Raw genomic sequence first — 16657 nt, forward strand, 5'->3', positions numbered from 1 at the left:
CCCCGGCGCGTGCCGTCCGCCACACCCTACGGCGGCGTCACTCCTCGGGTACGGGCGGCAGCACGGCCGTGTCCGGCTCCGGCCCGTAGTGGTCCACGTTCCCGGTCAGTGCCGCGGCGAGCGCCAGCGGCACCGTGATCCTGCTGGCCAGCTGGGTCACCTCGCTCACCGTGCTCACCTCGCGCGACAGGTCGTCGTCGGACCGTACCCGCTGCACGACCTCGTTGCCGCCGGTGCCGGGTCCGGCGAGCACGGCCGTCCCCGCGACCTGCTCGACGCCCAGGGTCACGGCCGTCCACACGTCGCCCACGTAGCGCGGGTTCGCGAGCTCGACGGTGGCGGTCTCCGCGTCGCCCGCCTCGTCGCCGCCGTCCACCTCGTCGGCGGCTTCCGTCTCGACGTCTCCCGCGACGACGGTCTCGGCCGTGCCGGACAGGAGAACGACGGCGTTCGCCGGGAGGCTCTGCTCGTCGGCGGTGCGCAGCAGTCCGAAGGTGTCGAGCTGCTGCTCGAGGTCCAGGGCGGCCGCGCTGCGGCCTCCGGCCGACTCGGTACCGGTGAGCGCGAGCGTCACGGCCGAGCCGAGCGTGGCGATCGGGTCGTCCTCGTCCGTCTCGACGCCGGCCTCGGCGAGGGGGGCGCGCAGGCCGTCGGCGACGGTGGTCCGGGCGGCCTCCTCCTCGATGTCCGTCCAGTTCTCGGGCAGTGTCGCGCTGACGACGACGTCGGCCCCGGCCGCCTCGAGCTGGTCGATCACGCCGGATCGCACGCCGGAGGGCACGTCACCGAGGCCGACGACGGCGACGCGCCGACCGGTCAGCGTCCCCTCCAGCAGCCGGGGTGCGGCGGCGACCAGGAATGCCTCGTCGGCCGCGAGTCTGGCGCTCGTGTCGTCGAGTTCGGCACGCAGCACGTTGCGCTCCTCGCGCAGCGTGTCGACCTGGCGGGTGAGGGTCTCGCCGAGCGCGCCCTGGAGCGGCCCCGCCCCGAGGATGATCCCCACCGCGAGCGCGAGGAACACCGAGATGAGGGAGACGAGGTGGTAGCGGAAATCGATCACGAGGGGTGAAGGTCCTTCATTCGGTGCGTGCGCCGGACAGGAGCCCGCGGCGCGACGGGGGTCGGTGAACGGTGGCTGAACGACGTGTCGGTCAGCCGCCGAACAGGCTACCGAGCCATGACCAGAAGTCGTCGAAGCGCGCGCCCAGGATGCCGAAGAACGTCTGCCCGGCCGACGTCGCGCCGAGGGCTGCCAGCACGGCCGACACCCCGGCCAGGGACAGGAGCGTGAGCTGCGTGTTGGAGATGCGGGTGCGATACAGCCGGGAGACGCCCTTGGCGTCGATGAGCTTGCCTCCCACGCGCAGCCGGGTGAGGAACGTGGACGCCATCCCGGCGCGCCCCTTGTCCAGGAACTCCACCAGGGTGGCGTGCGTGCCGACGGCGACGATGAGCTCGGCGCCCTTGTCGTCGGCGAGCAGCATCGTGATGTCCTCGCTGGTGCCGGTCGCGGGGAACACGACCGGCTCGACGCCGAGCTCCCGCACCCGCTCCAGGCCCGGCGCCTTGCCGTCCCGGTAGGCGTGCACCACGATCTCGGCGCCGCTGGCGAGCGCGTGGTCGGAGACGGAGTCCATGTCGCCGACGATCATGTCGGGCTTCCAGCCCTCGTCGATGATCGCGTCGGCGCCGCCGTCGACCCCGATGAGGACCGGGCGGTTCTCCTTGACGTAGGACCGCAGCATCGCGAGGTCCTCGCGGTAGTGATAGCCGCGCACCACGATGAGCACGTGACGCCCGGCGATCCTGGTGCGGATCGCCGGCACGCCGACGCCGTCGAGCAGGAGATCCCGCTCGCGGCGCAGGTAGGTCATGGTGTTCTCGGCGAACCGCTCGATCTCGACCGACAGCCCCTCGCGGGCGGCCGCCATCGCGTCCTCCAGCGACGCCGCGCCCTGGCGGTCGCCCTTGGCGATCACCTCACCGCCCGCCATGACCTGGCCGTCGACGATCTCGAGCGGGGCCCGGTCGGCGAGCGCCATGACGGCCGGGCCCAGGTCGTCGATCAGCGGGATCCCGGCCTCGACGAGGATGGCGGGGCCCGTGTTCGGGTACCGGCCGGTGATGGAGCGCGCCGCGTTCAGCACCGCGGCCGGCTGCGCGGCCACGAGCGCGTCGGCGGCCACGCGGTCGATGTCCGCGTGGTCGATGACGGCGATGTCGCCCGGGCACAGGCGGCCGGTGAGCTCCTTCGTCCGCCTCCCGACGCGGGCGGGCCCCGTGACGGGCCCGCCCGGGTCGGCCCGCCTCCCGGCGCGCGCGGATCCGGCGGCGGGACCACCGGGGGCCGTCCGCCCCGTGTCGTGCGGACCGGGCCGGGTCAGGATGAGCTTCATCGCCCTCATCGTCCCACGACCGACGACTCCAGGAGCTCCAGCGCGTGCTGCCGGGCCGTGGCGGAGTCCTCCTGGCCCGAGAGCATCCGTGCCAGTTCGACGACGCGGTTCTCGTCCGTGACCTCGCGCACGCCGGTGACGGTGATCATGCCGTCGCCGTCCCCGTCGCCGCCGGGTGCGCCGTCGGCCGACTTCGTCACCACGAGGTGGGCGTCGCCGAACGCCGCCACCTGCGCCAGGTGCGTCACGACGATCACCTGCGTGGTGCGGCCCAGGCGCGCGAGGCGGCGGCCCACCTCGACCGCGGCTCGTCCGCCGACGCCGGCGTCGACCTCGTCGAACACGAAGGTCCGCCGCAGCGCCGCGGCGGCGGACCCGGCCTCCTGCTTGTGCGGCGAGGTGGCCAGCGCCACCTCCAGCGCGAGCATGACGCGGGACAGCTCACCGCCCGACGCCCCCTTGCCCAGCGGGCGCGGCGGGGCGCCCGGGTGGGGCACGAGCAGCATCGTGACCTGGTCGGCGCCGTACGGCCCGAGCGCGTCCGCCGGCGCGACGGTGACCTCGAGGTGCGCGCCGCCCATCGCCAGGCCGTGCAGCTCGGTGGTGACGGCGTCCGCGAGCTCCGCCGCTCCCGCGGTGCGCGTCTCGGTCAGGTCGCCCGCGAGGCGGTCCAGCTCGGCGTCGAGCTCGGCGACGCGTCGCTTCATGGAGTCCAGGCGGTCGCCGCCGTCGTCCAGGTCGAGAAGCCGCAGGCCGGCGTCGCTCGCCCACTGCAGCACGTCGTCGATCGTCTCGCCGTAGCTCCGCGTCAGGCCGTTCAGGTCCGCCATGCGCGCGTGCGCGGTCTCCAGTCCGCCCGGGTCGGCCTGGAGGTCGTCCAGGTAGGCGGCGACGTCAGTGGCGAGGTCGTTGATCAGGTACCCGACCTCGGCGAACCGGGTCGCCAGCTCGCCCAGCGCGGGGTCGGACTGCGCACCACCCTCCAGCGCCCGCCGGGCGGCCTCGACCAGGGCGATCGCGTTCTGCTGCGCGCCCGAGTCGTCCTCGCCGGCCATCGCCTGGTGCGCCTCGCCGGCCGCGACGCGCAGGGCCTCCGCGTTCGACAGCCGCTCGATCAGCGCCGCCAGTTCCGCGTCCTCGCCCGGCTGCGGATCGACCCGCTCGATCTCCTCGAGCCCGATGCGCAGCAGCTCCACCTCGCGGGCCCGCTCGGCGGCCTTCGCCTCCGACTCGGCGATCTCCGCGAGCAGTCCGGCGCGCTCCGCCCAGGCCGTCCGGTACTCGGCGAGCACGCGCTGGTGGACCGGCCCGGCGAAGTCGTCCAGCGCGTCCCGCTGCTTGGCGCTCGTGCGCAGCCGCAGCTGCTCGGCCTGACCGTGCACGGTGACGAGGTCGTCCGCGATCTCCGCGAGGACGCCCTGCGGGACGGCGCGGCCACCCAGATGGGCACGGGAGCGGCCGTCGGCGATGGTGCGCAGCACCACGACCGTGCCGTCGTCCTCGAGCTCGCCGCCTGCCTCGTCCACCCGTGCCGCGGCCGTGGGGTGCCCCGACACGCGGATCCGGCCCTCCACGGCGGCGCGGTCGGCGCCCGGGCGCACCGACTGCGGGTCCGCCTTCCCGCCCATGAGCAGGTTCAGCCCCGTGAGCACCATCGTCTTGCCCGCGCCCGTCTCACCGGTGATGACGGTCAACCCCTCGGACAGGGGCACGCGAGCGCCGCGGATGACGCCCAGGTTCTCGATAGCGATCTCCTCGAGCACGTCACTCCTCACCACGCTCGAAAACTTGTCCGGACGGATCAGACCGTACCGCCCGCTCCCGCCAGCCCGCGACGGGCAGGTCGAACTTCGACACCAGCCGGTCGGTGAACGGGGCCTGGCTGAGCCTGGCCAGCCGGATCTCGCCGGCGCGGCGCACGAGCACGTTCGATCCCTGCGGGACGTCGATCCGCCGCCGCCCGTCGCACGTGAGCACGCCCGGCACGGCCGACGTCGGCAGCACCCGCACCCCGATCTCGTTCCGGGGGCCGACGACGAGCGGGCGGGCGAACAGGGCGTGCGCGCTGAGCGGGACGAACAGCACGGCGTCGACGTCGGGCCAGATCACGGGCCCGCCGCCGGAGAAGGCGTGGGCCGTCGACCCGGTGGCCGTGGACATCACCACGCCGTCGCAGCCGAAGGAGGACAACGGCCGCCCGTCCACGCTCACCCCGACCTCGAGCATGCGCCCGCCGAGGCCCTTCTCGACGGTCACCTCGTTGAGCGCCCAGCCGGACAGGACGTCGCCGCCGTCGGGCAGGTGCACGTCCACCCCGACGCACGCGCGCTTCTCGACCGTGTAGTCCCGCTCCGCGAGACGCTCGACGGCCGCGTGGAGGTCCTCCCGTTCGGACTCGGCGAGGAAGCCGACGTGCCCCAGGTTCACGCCGAGCAGCGGCACGTCGGTGCCGCGCGTCAGCTCGGCGGCCCGCAGGATCGTGCCGTCCCCGCCGAGCACCATGACGAACTCGGACTCCGTGACGCCCTCGCGCAGCCGCGCGACGTCCATGTGGTCGCCGAAGTCCTCGGTGAGCGCGTCGTCGTGCAGGGTGGGCTCGAAGCCCGCCGCCTTGAGCTCGCGCACCGCCTCCGTGGTCGCCGCGACGGCCGCGGGCCGCCCGCCGTGCGTCACGATCAGCACCCGTCGTGTCATGCCTGCTCCAGATCGCCGGGGCCCTGATCGGCCCGGCCGGGTTCGGCCGGGCCGGAATCGGCAGAGCCGGAATCGTCGGGGACCGCGGCCTCGGGGACGACGGCCGCCGTCACGGCGCCGGCGAGTTCGCCGCCGTCCGCGGCGGGCGCGGTGGCGTCGGCCGCGAGCCAGACGAAGAACTCACGGTTCCCGCTCGGGCCCGGCAACCGGCTCGGGACGATCGCGCGCAGGCGCAGGCCCGCGTCCTCGGCCGCGCGGACGACGGTGGTCAGCGCCTCGGCGTGCAGTGCCGGATCCCGCACGACACCGCCCCGCCCGAGCCGTCCGCGCCCCACCTCGAACTGGGGCTTGACCAGCAGCAGCGCGTTCCCGTGCGGCGGCAGGACGGCGGCGACGGCCGGCAGCACGAGCGTCAGGGAGATGAACGAGAGGTCGCCGGTGACGAGGTCCGGTGCCCGTTCCAGGTCCGCGAGGGTCAGGTCACGGACGTTCTTGCCCTCGACGACCGTGACGCGCGGGTCCTCACGCAGCCGCTCCACGAGCTGCCCGTGCCCGACGTCGATCGCCACGACGTGCCCGGCCCCGCGGCGCAGGAGCACGTCGGTGAACCCGCCGGTGGACGCGCCGAGATCGGCGCACCACGCACCGGCGACGACGGGCGTGCGGTGTCCCGAGGACCCGTCGCGGGCCGCGGACCCGCCGTGACCGGCGGACGCGCCGCTCGCGGCAGGGAGACGGTACGTGCCGCGCGACTCGTGCGCCAGGGCGTCGAGCGCGCCGGCGAGCTTCAGCCCGGCACGCGAGGCGTACTCGGCCTCGCCCGGGTCTCCGGGGGACACCGACACGCCCGCCTCGCCCGCGACCGCCGCCGACGGCTTGGCCACCGGCCGGCCGTCGACCGACACCCGGCCCGCCGCCACGAGCTCGGCGGCGTGCCGCCGGGAGCGTGCCAGGCCGCGGCGGACCAGCTCGGCGTCCACGCGGGCCCGCGCCGTCATCACCGTCACCACGCCTCAGGCGTCGCCGCTCAGGTGGGCGCGCAGCGCCTCGTGCACCTGCTCGTACCGCTGCACGTGCTCGGCGGGCGGAAGCTCCTCCAGCCCGTCCAGCGCGGTCAGCGCCCGCTCCACGACCGCCTCCGGGGCAGGACCCGGGCCGGCGCCGTCGCCGGGGTGCGCCCGCACGGCGTCGTCCCCCGCGCCCGGCTCGACCGCCTGGCCCCCGCCGACCACGGGGGCGCCGGCGAACGCCTGCTCCTCCACGTCCCAGCCGCCGGACGCGGCATCGTACGACTCGGTCACTCGGTCACCTTCTCCGCATCGGACTGAGATATCGGGCTGAAATGCTGCGACAACACCGCGACTACACGGTACCTGCCGTACCTGACACGCCCGGCCAGGCACACGCCGACACAGCCCTCGCGGCCGGGCCGGGCCTCACGGGACCCACGCGTCAGGGAAGGTCCGGCACCGTCGTCACCGGCTCCCCCGCGTCGGCCGCGGCCCACGCCGCCGCGCAGGCGGCGCGGACGAGGTCGACGCCCTCGCCGGCCCCCGGCCGCAGCACGCCGTCCTCCACCCGCGCCGACGCCGCGCCGCACACCCAGGACCCGCCGTCGCGCACGGGCACCGGATGCGGCTCCAGCAGCGCGCGCAGGTCGGTCCCGAGGAACGACGGGCGCTCGCCCGGGCCCGCCAGGACCGCGTCCCGGGCCGTGGACACCCCGGTCAGCACGTGCAGTCCCGGGTAGCCCGCGGCGCGCGCCCCGGCGAGGTCCGTGTCGAGCCGGTCGCCGATGACCAGCGGGCGCGACGCCCTCGCCCGCTCCACCGCCATCCGGAACATGTCCGGCCCCGGCTTGCCCGCGCTCGACGGCGGCACGCCGGTCGCCGCGGTCACCGCGCCCACGAGCGCGCCGTTGCCCGGGGCGAACCCGCGCGCCGTCGGCAACGACAGGTCGAGGTTGCTCGCCACGTGCCACGCGCCCCGCCCGACGGCGTACGCGGCCTCGGCGAGGTCCTCCCACCCGAGGTTCGGGGCGTACCCCTGCGCGACGGCGTCCGGATCGTCGTCCGCGGAGGCCACCACCTCGAATCCCGCCGTCTGCACCGCCGTGACCAGCCCTTTGCCGCCCACGACCAGCACCTTCGCACCCGGTTCGAGCCGCGTGCGGAGGAGCGCGGCGCACGCCTGGGCGGCGGTCATCACCTCGTCGGCGTCGGTCGGGATGCCGAGCCCCGTGAGCTGCGCGGCGACCTCCTCCGGCTCCCGGGACGCGTTGTTCGTCACGAACACGAGGGGCATACCGCCCGCCCGTGCCGTGGTCAGGCTCGTCGCGGCGTGCTCGATCGGCAGGTGCCCGCGGTAGGCCACCCCGTCGAGGTCGACGAGCGCGAGATCGTACGCCTCGGCCAGCGGGACCGAGCTGGCGATCAGCCCGCTCATGCCACGGGTCCCCGCGTCGTCCCGGCCTCGCCGGCGGGGGCGTCCCGCGGCTCGGCCGGTTCGGGGACGACGCCGGTCGCCTCGTCCGCGCCGTCCGTCTCGTCGTCGATCCCCGCCTCCGCGAGGATCTCGGCGACCTCGGCCTCGATCTCCGCCTCGGACGGCTCGGGCGCGTCGTCCGGGATGTCGACGACGTCCCCCTCCTCGCCGGCGATCACGCCGGCCCCCGGGGCAGGCTCCGACCCGGCGGCCGATCCGGCCGACGTCGCGCCGGCGGCCGGCAAGGCGCCCTCGGTCTCGCGTTCCTGACGATCCGCCGTCTCGTCCGCCGTCGCGGGCTCCTCGCCGGCGGCCTCCTCGTCGAGGAGGCCCTCGTCCGTGCCGTCGAGGTCGCCGGCGTCCTCCACCGCGTCCTCGTCGACCGCCAGTTCGTCCGTGACGTCGCCGACGGCCGTGTCCTCGTCCAGGAGGCCCTCGTCGGCGGTGTCCAGGTCCGTGCTGTCCGCCGCCGCTTCCTCGTCGACGGCCGGCTCATCCGCACCGTCGTCGAGGACCGCGGCTTCCTCGAGGTCCGCCTCCTCGTCGTAGACGTCGTAGACGACGACGTCCTCCTCCGGCGGCTCGGCGCCCGTCGCGCGCGCCAGCGCCTCGGGGTCGACGTCCGCCAGCACGGCCGCGGCCTCGTCGGGCCGGCCCGCGGCCTCCAGCGCGACGGCGCGGGCCTGCAGCACGCGCAGCCCGAGGTCGCCCTGGGCCTCGTCGGCGGGGATCTTGTCGAGCACGGCGAGGGCCGCGTCGTGCTCGCCGAGGTCGCTGCGCGCCCCGGAGACCACGATCGCCAGTTCCGTGCGCCCGCTCGCGTCGAGGGTCTCCGCCTCGGGCGTCGCGGCGAGCGCGATGGCGCGTTCGGGCCGGCCGAGCCCGCGTTCGGCGTCGGCCATCAGCGGCAGGTGCTCCGAGCTGCCGTTGAGCCGCCGGACGGTGCGCAGCTCGCGCAGCGCCTCGGCGAAACGCCCGGTGCGGTAGGCGGTCAGGCCGGCGGCCTCCCGCACGACGTCGATCCGTCCCGCCCGGCGCACGGCCGCCTGGGCGTGCAGGTAGGCGGTCTCGGGGTCGACGTCGATCAGGCGCCCGGCCATGATCAGGTGCAGGCCGACCCGCTCCGCGTTGTCCTTGCCGAGGCCGCGCATCCGGGCGCGTGCCTCGCGGTCGAGCTGGCCGATCTCCACGTCCTCGGCGATCTCCGGGTCGGGGATCCGGTCGGGGCGGCCGTCGCGCCGGTCGTCCCTGCGCCGGTCGTCCCGGAAGCCACGGTCGTCGCCGTCCCGGCGGTCGTCCCGCCGGGGACCGCGGTCGTCGCGGAAGTCCCGGCGCGGCCCGCGGTCGTCCCGGAAGCCCTGCCGGTCGTCGCCGGAGCGGCGGTCGTCACGGCCGCGGAACCCGCCTCGCCGGTCGCCCTCGCTCCGGTGGTCCGGGCGCGAGCCCCGGTCGTCGCGGAAGTCCCGGCGCGGCCCGCGGTCGTCCCGAGAGCCCCGGCGGTCCTCGCCGAATCCGCGGTCGCGACGGTCGGACCCGCCTCGGCGGTCGCCCTCGGTCCCGTAGCCGGGGCGCGATCCGCCACCGTGTCCTCGATCGTCACGGCGGAAGCCGCCACGCCGGTCGGCGTCCCCGCCCCGATCGCCGGGGCCATGGTCGTCGCGCCGAGGGCGGCCGGCGAAGCCTCGGCCGCCGGAACCCTGGTCGTCGCGGCGGCGATCGTCGCCGACGTCGCGGCGGGGGCGGTCACCGTAGCCGGCTCCGTCACGCCGGGGGCCACGGTCGTCGTACCCTCGCCGCGGACGGTCGCCGTAGCCGCGATCGTCGCGGCGGTCGTCCCGGCGGAAGCCCTCCCGGCGAGCGCCGTAGCCACCGCGGTCGCCGCGGCCGCCGTCACCCCTGCCGGGCCCCCGGTCGTCGCGCGATGGGCGGTCACCGTAGCCGCGGGTGTCGCGGCTGCCGTCACGGCCGTCCCGGCGCGGACCCCGGTCGCCGTACGGGCGTCGTTCGTCGTCACGGCGGCCGAATCCGCCGCGGTGGTCGTCGTCACGGCGCCGGTCGCCGCCGACGTCGCGGCGCGGCCTCTCCCCCTGCCCACCGTCCTCCCGGCGGGAGCCACGACCGTCGTCGTACCCCCGCCGCGGACGGTCGCCGTAGCCACGGTCGCCGCCGCGGTCGTCCCGGCGAGCGTCCCGGTCGTCGCGGCGCGGCCCGCGGTCGTCGTCGTACCGGCGCCGGGGACGGTCGTCGCCGCGGAATCCGCCGTCGCGTCCGCCGTACCCTCCCCGGCGGTCGCCGTCGCGCCGGTCCCCGGAGTCACGCCCGCGGTCGTCGCGGCGGAACCCGTCGCGCCGGCCGTCGCCGCGCTCGTCGCGACGCCGGTCGCCGCCGACGTCACGGCGCGGCCGGTCACCGTCTCCCCTGCCGTCCCGGCGGGGGCCTCGGCGCCCCTCGTCGTGGCGGCCGGATCGGTTGCCCTCGCGGTCGTTCCCCTGCTCACGGGGCGAATCGTTCACTGTGGTCCTCTCAACGGCAGATGCGTTCTCCATTCTCCCACGCGCCACCGCACCCGCCCGGCCGCCCCGCCCCCTTCCCGGTGTGATCCGCACCCACCGCTATGGACCACGGTTCGGAGCCGGGCGACCGCCCCGGGACCCGCTCAAGCACGCAGCCGCATCACCTCCGGGTTCCAGGCGTCCTTCTTGCGCACCAACCGGACCGCCGTCAGGACCAGCGCCGTGATCACCCCCAGCAGCACGAACAACCCGGAGTTCCACCCGAACCCGAAGATCCACAGGTAGCCGACGGCCCCGACCGTGAGGCAGTAGTAGGCCATCGGGATCACGGTCTTCCGGATGAGGTCACCCTCGCGCCCCACCAGGCCCACGGTCGCGGACGCCGCGACGATGTTGTGGACCGTCACCATGTTGCCGGCGGCCCCGCCCACGGCCTGCAGCGCGGCGACCGTCTCTGGGGCGGACGCGCCGATGTTCACCCCGGTCGCGAATTGGAACTGGGCGAACGTCATGTTGGACACGGTGTTGGACCCGGCCACGAACGCCCCGAGCGCACCGATGAACGGCGCGACCAGCGGCCACTGCTGTCCGCCCAGGTCCGCGGCCGCCTGTGCCAGGGTGATCGGCATGGAGTCGAGCCCGGCCCCGTTGTGGTCGGGGCCGGAGTTGATGAAGATCCGCACCAGCGGCAACGCGAACACCAGCGCCACCGCGGCAGCGCCGAGCTGGCCGCCCGCCACCTTCCACGAGGCTGCGATCTGCTCGCGCTTCATCCGGTGCAGCACGTAGGTGATCAGGCAGGCGAGCAGGAAGATCGCGCCGGGCGAGTACAGCAGGTCCATGTTCTGCCCGATCCCGGTGCCGAAGATGTCCTGGACCTCGAGCACGGCGGGCCCGGTGAGGAAGTCCTTGATCGCGGGGATGTTCCGGGTGAGCAGGAGCAGCAGCGCGACGACCACGTAAGGCGTCCAGGCAAGCGGCAGCGACATCTTCCGCGTCAGGCCCGCGGCCTCCGTGGCGGGGTCGACGGTCCCCATCCAGCGGTCGGACCAGCGCTGCCGCGGCGGGAAGTCCCACACGTCCTTCGGCATGAGGAATCCCTTGGAGGACGTGAACATCACGAGCACGAGCCCGACGAAGCCGCCGAGCATCGCCGGGAACTCCGGCCCGAGCAGGTACGCCACGACGACGTACGGCACGATCATCGCGAGCGCCGCGTAGACGGCGAACGGCCAGACTGCGAGGCCGGCGCGGAAGCTGCGCTTCTCGCCGAAGAATCCGCACATCATCGTGACGAGGAACAGCGGGATGAGGATGCCGGCGATCGCGTGCAGCGTGGCGACCTGGGTGGCGGTGTGCGCGACGAAGCCGAGGTGGTCCAGCCCCAGGGCGCTCTCGCGGGCGGCGACGGCGGCGACGGGCGTGCCGTCGGCGTCGGCGAGGCCGGTCCCGAGGCCGGTGAGCATCGGGGTGCCCACGGCGCCGAAGCTGACCGGGGTGGACTGGATGATGAGCCCGGCCATGACGGCGGCCATGGCGGGAAAGCCGAGGGCGAGCAGCAGGGGCGCGACGACGGCGGCCGGCGTGCCGAATCCGGCGGCACCCTCGATGAAGGACCCGAAGAGCCAGGCGATGATGATGACCTGGACACGCCGGTCGGGACTGATCGACGTGAATCCGGCCCGGATCGAGGCGAGCGCGCCGGACTTGGTGATGGTCTCGAGCATGAGCAGGGCGCCGAAGATGATCCAGAGCAGCCCGATCGCGATGAGCAGGCCCTGGACGACCGAGGCCGCGACGGTCACGACCGGCATCTGCCAGGCGGTCAGCGCGATGACGACGATGACGACGAGGCCGACCGGCATCGCGTTCCGGGCGGACCAGCGCAGCCCGATCAGGAGAGCGCCGACGACGAGGATGGGGAGGATTGCGAGCAGTGCGAGTACGCCGAGGTTCATGGTGGCTCCAGTCCGGCGCCGTTGCCGGGTCGATCCGCGAACGTTTTCGAATATCGGAAAAAACAGTCCATGCAGTGATATGAACCTAGCACTGCGGGCGCACCGACGGGAGCCCTCGGCGACAGTTTTTTCGCCCGCCGCACCAGGCCGGACCACCTACCCGTCGCGACCGCCGACCCGCCCGACCGCCTGGCGGGCGCGACCGCCCGAGCCGGGGCGCGGCACGCCCGGCCGCGCCCCCGTCGGCCGTCAGGCCCGCCCGGTGAGCGACTCCGCCCTCGCCCCGCGCAGCGACGCGTCCAGCACCTGGATCATGTGCGCCGTCGCGATCGAGCGCCCCTGGCGTCCCAGGGCCGCGGAGATCTGCATGAGGCACCCGGGGTTGGACGTCACCAGCAGCTCCGCGTCCGTGGCGGCCACGTTCGCCGCCTTCCTGTCCCCGAGTTCCCGCGCCGGTTCCGGGTTCGTCAGGTTGTAGATCCCCGCCGACCCGCAGCACAGGTCCCCCTCCGCGATCTCCTTCACCACCAGGCCGGGCACGGCCGCGAGCAGCCGTCGCGGCTGCGAGCGCACCCGCTGCGCATGCGACAGGTGGCAGGCGTCGTGGTATGCCACGGTGAGCGGCAGCGGGTGGCGCGTCGCGACGGGCCCGAGCTCGTCGAGGATCTCCGCGACGTCCCGCACCTTGGCGGCGAACTCCGCCGCGCGCCCCGCGTACGCGGGATCGTCGGCCAGCAGGTCCGCGTACTCCTTCATCGTCGAGCCGCAGCCGGCCGAGTTCACCACGACGCGTTCCACGCCGGCGTCCGAGAAGGCGTCGACCAGCGCGCGGGCGTAGGCGAGCCCTTCGGCCTCGCGTCCCGAGTGCACCGAGAGCGCCCCGCAGCATCCCTGCGCGGGCGGCGCCACGACGTCGCACCCCTCCGCCGTGAGCACCCGCACCGTGGCGGCGTTGACGCCCGGGAAGAACTCGCGCTGCACGCAGCCGAGCAGCAGCCCCACGGTCACCCGCCGGGTTCCCGCCGCGCGTGTCAGCGGCGCGACGGGTTCGGCGGGCGTGAGCGGCGGCGCGACCGACTCCATGGCCGCCAGCGACGGGGAGATCCGCTCCAGCACGGGCCGCACCACCCGCGACAGGCCGCTGCGCTGGTACAGCCACAGGAAGGGCCGCACCATCCGCAGCCGTCGCGGGTGCGGGAACAGGGCGAAGATGCCCGCCCGCACCAGTCGCTGCCCGCGCGTGCGATGGCCGGACCCGCGCCGCTCCACCTGCGCCCGCGTCGCCTCGACGAGCTTGTCGTACTGCACCCCCGACGGGCAGGCGGTCACGCACGCCATGCATCCCAGGCAGGCGTCGATGTGCCCGACCATCGACGCCGACATCGGCTCTCCCTCCAGCCCCTGCTTCATGAGGTGGATGCGCCCGCGCGGCGAGTCCATCTCCTCGCCCCAGAGCGTGTAGGTGGGGCAGGCGGGCAGGCAGAACCCGCAGTGCACGCAGTCGTCCACGAGTTCGCGCGACGGCGGGTGGTGGCCGTCGAACGCGCCCTCCGACGATCCTGCGCGGCCCGGATCGAACGACCCGAGCAGGTCCGGCTTGGCCTCCGTCATCAGATTCCTCCCACGAACCGTCCGGGCGCGAGGTTCCGCCCCGGGTCGAGCCGTCGCTTGATCGCCCGCATCAGGTCGAGCCCGCCCACGGGGCCCCACACGTCCACGGCATCGCGCACGTCCCGCGGCGCCCGCAGCACGGTCACGGTCCCGTCCCGCGGCGACGGCGCGACCGCCCGCAGCTCCCGAACGACGCCGGCCACCGCCGCGGCCTCGCCCGCGCGGTTTCCCATCGACTCCAAACCCGCGAAGGCACCGCCTCGGCCCTCGGGGGCCGCCGAGGCGGCGAGTTCGCCGGGGAGGGTGCTGTCCCGGCGCTCTACGGTCTGATCGCCGATCGCGACGTGCAGCACTCCGGCGGCCGTCCCCCGGACGGCGACGCCGATCCCCTGCGCGTCCTCCGCCGCCCGCGCCGCGGTCAGCAGCGCGCCCACTCCCGTGAGTGTCGCGGTCGCCTTCGCGAGCACGCCGCGGGCAGCCGGCGGTCCGACGTCGCCCCGGCCGGCGGTGCGCCCGGTGCGATCCGCTCCGCGGACGACGGCCTCGCTCGCGCCGTCGTCGGGCAGCACGCCCCACCAGCCGGGTGGGTCGGTCCGTACGTCGCCGCCCGTCAGGGCGGCCGCCTCCGCCGCACGGCGTACGACGGCGGTCTCCTGACCCTCCAGCAGGACGGCCACGGTGGCCTCGCCGGAGCCTGCCGGGCGGTCGATCTCCACCGCCCCGGGCGCGAGCTGCGACACGACCACCGCCCGGGCCCGGGCGGCGACGTCGGCCGGCGGGCCGGACGCGACCACCCACCGGCGCGTGGGCCGGACCGGATGCAGCCGGAACGCCGCCCGCACGATCACGCCGAGCGTGCCGTAGGAGCCGGTCATGAGCTTGGCCAGGTCGTAGCCCGCGACGTTCTTGACGACCTTGCCGCCGCTGGCGGCCACGGTCCCGTCGGCCAGGACCACGGTCGCCCCGAGCACGAGGTCCCGCAGCGCGCCTCGCTGCAGCCGCCGCGGCCCGGACGCGCCGACCGCGAGCGCGCCGCCGACGGTCGATCCGCCGCCGAGCCGCGCGGGCGGAAGGTCGACGACGAGCTCCTGTCCGGCGCCCCCTACGGTCTCCAGGAGCGCCGCGACCGGTAGCCCGGCCTCGGCGACCACGACCAGGTCCCCGGCCCCGTGCTCGACGAGCCGGTCCAGCCCTCCCGTGTCGAGGATCAGGTCGGCCCGCTCGGGCGGGGCGGCCCAGTCCAGCGCGGTTCCGGCGCCGCGCGCCACGGTGGCCAGGCCCTGCGCCGTCGCCTCGCGCAGGACTGCCGCGACGCCGTCCACCGTCGTCGGCCGTGCGACGGCCCGGGCCGCGACCCCGTCGACGACGTCGCCGGGCCCGGCCTCGCGGAGCTCTCCGGCCGCATCGGCCGTCCGCAGCCTGTCGGCGATCCGGTCCAGATCGGGCAGGAGTGCGTGCTCGGAGCCGCGTCGCGTCATCAGAACACCTCCGCCACGCCGGCCTCCGACAGGGGATGCTCGCCCTGCCTCCGTCCCGGCCGTTCCCCGCACAGCCGCGGCGTCGGGAAGATCTTCCCGGGGTTGGACAGGGTCTCCGGGTCGAACGCGCACCGCACCGCCTGCATCACGGCGAGGTCGTCGGCGGTGAACATGCGCGGCATGTGTTTCGCCTTGTCGGCGCCGACGCCGTGCTCGCCGGTGATGGAGCCGCCGTGCTCGAGGCACAGGTCGAGGATCCCTCCCGCGACCCCTTCGGCGCGCTCCACGGCGCCCTCCTGCGACCCGTCGAACAGCACGAGCGGGTGCAGGTTGCCGTCGCCGGCGTGGAACACGTTGGCCACCCGCACGCCGGCGGCGTCGCCCAGCTCGGTGATCCGCCGCAGCACCTGCGGCAGCGCGGTCCGGGGGATGACGCCGTCCTGCACGATGTAGTCGGGGCTGATCCGCCCGACGGCCGCGAACGCCGACTTGCGCCCCTTCCAGATGAGCGCCCGCTCGGCGTCGTCGGCCGCGACGCGCACCTCGAACGAGCCGTTCTCCTCGCACAGCCGCACGACGTCGTCGAACTCGCCGGCCACGTCCGCCGCGTGCCCGTCGAGCTCGACCACGAGCACGGCACCCGCCCCCTCCGGGTAGCCGCAGTGCACGGCCGCCTCCGCCGCCTCGATGGACAGGGCGTCCATCATCTCGATCGCCGCCGGGATCACGCCCGCCGCGATGATCGCGGAGGTCGCGGCGCCGGCGTCGTCGATCGTGCGGAACGCGGCCAGGATGGTGCGCACCTCCTGCGGCAGCCGCGTCAGCCGGACGGTGGCCGAGGTGACGACGCCGAGCGTGCCCTCGCTGCCCACGAGCGCGCCGAGCAGGTCGTAGCCGGGCGGGTCGGGGGCCTTGCCGCCGACCTCGACCTGCTCACCCGCGGGCGTGACGACGTCCAGCCCGGTGACGTGGTTCGTGGTGAAGCCGTACTTCAGGCAGTGCGCGCCGCCGGAGTTCTCCGCGACGTTCCCGCCGATCGAGCACACGGACTGACTCGACGGGTCGGGCGCGAAGTAGTGCCCCTCCGGGGTGGTGGCCGCGGTGAGCTGCAGGTTGATCACGCCGGGGTCGACGACGGCGCGCTGGGCGGGGGCGTCGATCTCCCGGATCTCGCGCATCTGCGACATCACCACGAGCACGCCCTCGGAGTGCGGCAGCGCCCCGCCGGACAGTCCCGTGCCCGAGCCACGCGCCACGAACGGCACGCCACGGGCGGAGCACGCCCGGACGGTGGTCGCGACGTCGGCGGCGTCGCGCGCCAGCACGACCAGCCCCGGCATCACCCGATAGGCCGCGAGGCCGTCGCACTCGTAGGTGCGGCGCCGCGCGTGGTCCATGATGACGTGTTCGTCGCCGAGCGCGGCGGCCAGCTCGGCGACGACGGCGGCGAGCCGCCCGTCGGGCGTGGGTGTGCTGTCGGGTGTGTCGTCCGGCATCCGCAACCTCCTCGTTGCTCACCACGA

At 75.1% G+C, this 16657-nt stretch carries 12 protein-coding genes; all 12 read right to left on the reverse strand.

All coding sequences use genetic code 11. The features are described from left to right. Positions 1-37 precede the first annotated feature (37 nt). Positions 38-1060, reverse strand: a complete 1023-nt coding sequence (locus IIE03_RS22730) for a copper transporter (protein ID WP_192865036.1) — start codon at positions 1058-1060, stop codon at positions 38-40. Positions 1061-1151: 91 nt separating this feature from the next. Beyond that, complete coding sequence (gene steA / locus IIE03_RS22735) at positions 1152-2405, reverse strand: putative cytokinetic ring protein SteA (protein ID WP_192865037.1); 1254 nt, start codon at positions 2403-2405, stop codon at positions 1152-1154. Then, complete coding sequence (gene recN / locus IIE03_RS22740) at positions 2402-4159, reverse strand: DNA repair protein RecN (protein ID WP_192865038.1); 1758 nt, start codon at positions 4157-4159, stop codon at positions 2402-2404. Before recN ends, steA begins: the two co-directional genes overlap by 4 nt. A gap of 1 nt (position 4160) precedes the next feature. After that, positions 4161-5090 carry an NAD kinase gene (locus tag IIE03_RS22745; RefSeq protein ID WP_192865039.1) on the reverse strand — a complete coding sequence of 310 codons (930 nt, stop codon included), beginning with the start codon at positions 5088-5090 and terminating at the stop codon, positions 4161-4163. After that, positions 5087-6100, reverse strand: coding sequence for a TlyA family RNA methyltransferase (locus tag IIE03_RS22750; protein WP_319643991.1), 1014 nt, complete (start codon positions 6098-6100; stop codon positions 5087-5089). Before IIE03_RS22750 ends, IIE03_RS22745 begins: the two co-directional genes overlap by 4 nt. Before the next feature lie 3 nt (positions 6101-6103). Continuing rightward, positions 6104-6391 (reverse strand): hypothetical protein, encoded by a 288-nt coding sequence (locus IIE03_RS22755; protein ID WP_192865090.1) that lies wholly within the window; start codon positions 6389-6391, stop codon positions 6104-6106. A gap of 151 nt (positions 6392-6542) precedes the next feature. After that, the gene (locus tag IIE03_RS22760; protein WP_192865041.1) at positions 6543-7535 is read right to left on the reverse strand and encodes an HAD-IIA family hydrolase; all 993 of its coding nucleotides are present in this window, start codon (positions 7533-7535) and stop codon (positions 6543-6545) included. Further along, entirely contained in the window at positions 7532-8764 is a 1233-nt protein-coding gene (locus IIE03_RS22765; RefSeq protein ID WP_192865042.1) for a hypothetical protein, read from the reverse strand. The genes IIE03_RS22760 and IIE03_RS22765 overlap by 4 nt, the downstream gene beginning before the upstream one ends. Positions 8765-10230: 1466 nt before the next feature. Next, positions 10231-12045, reverse strand: coding sequence for an L-lactate permease (locus IIE03_RS22770; protein ID WP_192865043.1), 1815 nt, complete (start codon positions 12043-12045; stop codon positions 10231-10233). A gap of 249 nt (positions 12046-12294) precedes the next feature. Continuing rightward, positions 12295-13656: a heterodisulfide reductase-related iron-sulfur binding cluster gene (locus tag IIE03_RS22775; protein ID WP_192865044.1), complete on the reverse strand. Its 1362-nt coding sequence runs from the start codon at positions 13654-13656 to the stop codon at positions 12295-12297. Continuing rightward, on the reverse strand, positions 13656-15134 hold the full coding sequence (locus IIE03_RS26215) for an FAD-binding oxidoreductase (protein WP_225998148.1): 1479 nt from the start codon (positions 15132-15134) through the stop codon (positions 13656-13658). The genes IIE03_RS22775 and IIE03_RS26215 overlap by 1 nt, the downstream gene beginning before the upstream one ends. Continuing rightward, the gene (locus IIE03_RS22785) at positions 15134-16630 is read right to left on the reverse strand and encodes an FAD-linked oxidase C-terminal domain-containing protein (RefSeq protein ID WP_192865045.1); all 1497 of its coding nucleotides are present in this window, start codon (positions 16628-16630) and stop codon (positions 15134-15136) included. The genes IIE03_RS26215 and IIE03_RS22785 overlap by 1 nt, the downstream gene beginning before the upstream one ends. Positions 16631-16657 lie beyond the last annotated feature (27 nt).

This window comes from Myceligenerans pegani, from assembly GCF_014892515.1.
GTDB lineage: Bacteria > Actinomycetota > Actinomycetes > Actinomycetales > Cellulomonadaceae > Myceligenerans > Myceligenerans pegani.

Excerpts from the sequence above, each read along its gene's own strand:
- steA (WP_192865037.1), bottom strand. The coding sequence starts at position 2,405 with ATGAGGGCGATGAAGCTCATCCTGACCCGGCCCGGTCCGCACGACACG.
- IIE03_RS22745 (WP_192865039.1), bottom strand. The coding sequence starts at position 5,090 with ATGACACGACGGGTGCTGATCGTGACGCACGGCGGGCGGCCCGCGGCC.
- IIE03_RS22760 (WP_192865041.1), bottom strand. The coding sequence starts at position 7,535 with ATGAGCGGGCTGATCGCCAGCTCGGTCCCGCTGGCCGAGGCGTACGAT.
- IIE03_RS22770 (WP_192865043.1), bottom strand. The coding sequence starts at position 12,045 with ATGAACCTCGGCGTACTCGCACTGCTCGCAATCCTCCCCATCCTCGTC.
- IIE03_RS22775 (WP_192865044.1), bottom strand. The coding sequence starts at position 13,656 with ATGACGGAGGCCAAGCCGGACCTGCTCGGGTCGTTCGATCCGGGCCGC.
- IIE03_RS26215 (WP_225998148.1), bottom strand. The coding sequence starts at position 15,134 with ATGACGCGACGCGGCTCCGAGCACGCACTCCTGCCCGATCTGGACCGG.
- IIE03_RS22785 (WP_192865045.1), bottom strand. The coding sequence starts at position 16,630 with ATGCCGGACGACACACCCGACAGCACACCCACGCCCGACGGGCGGCTC.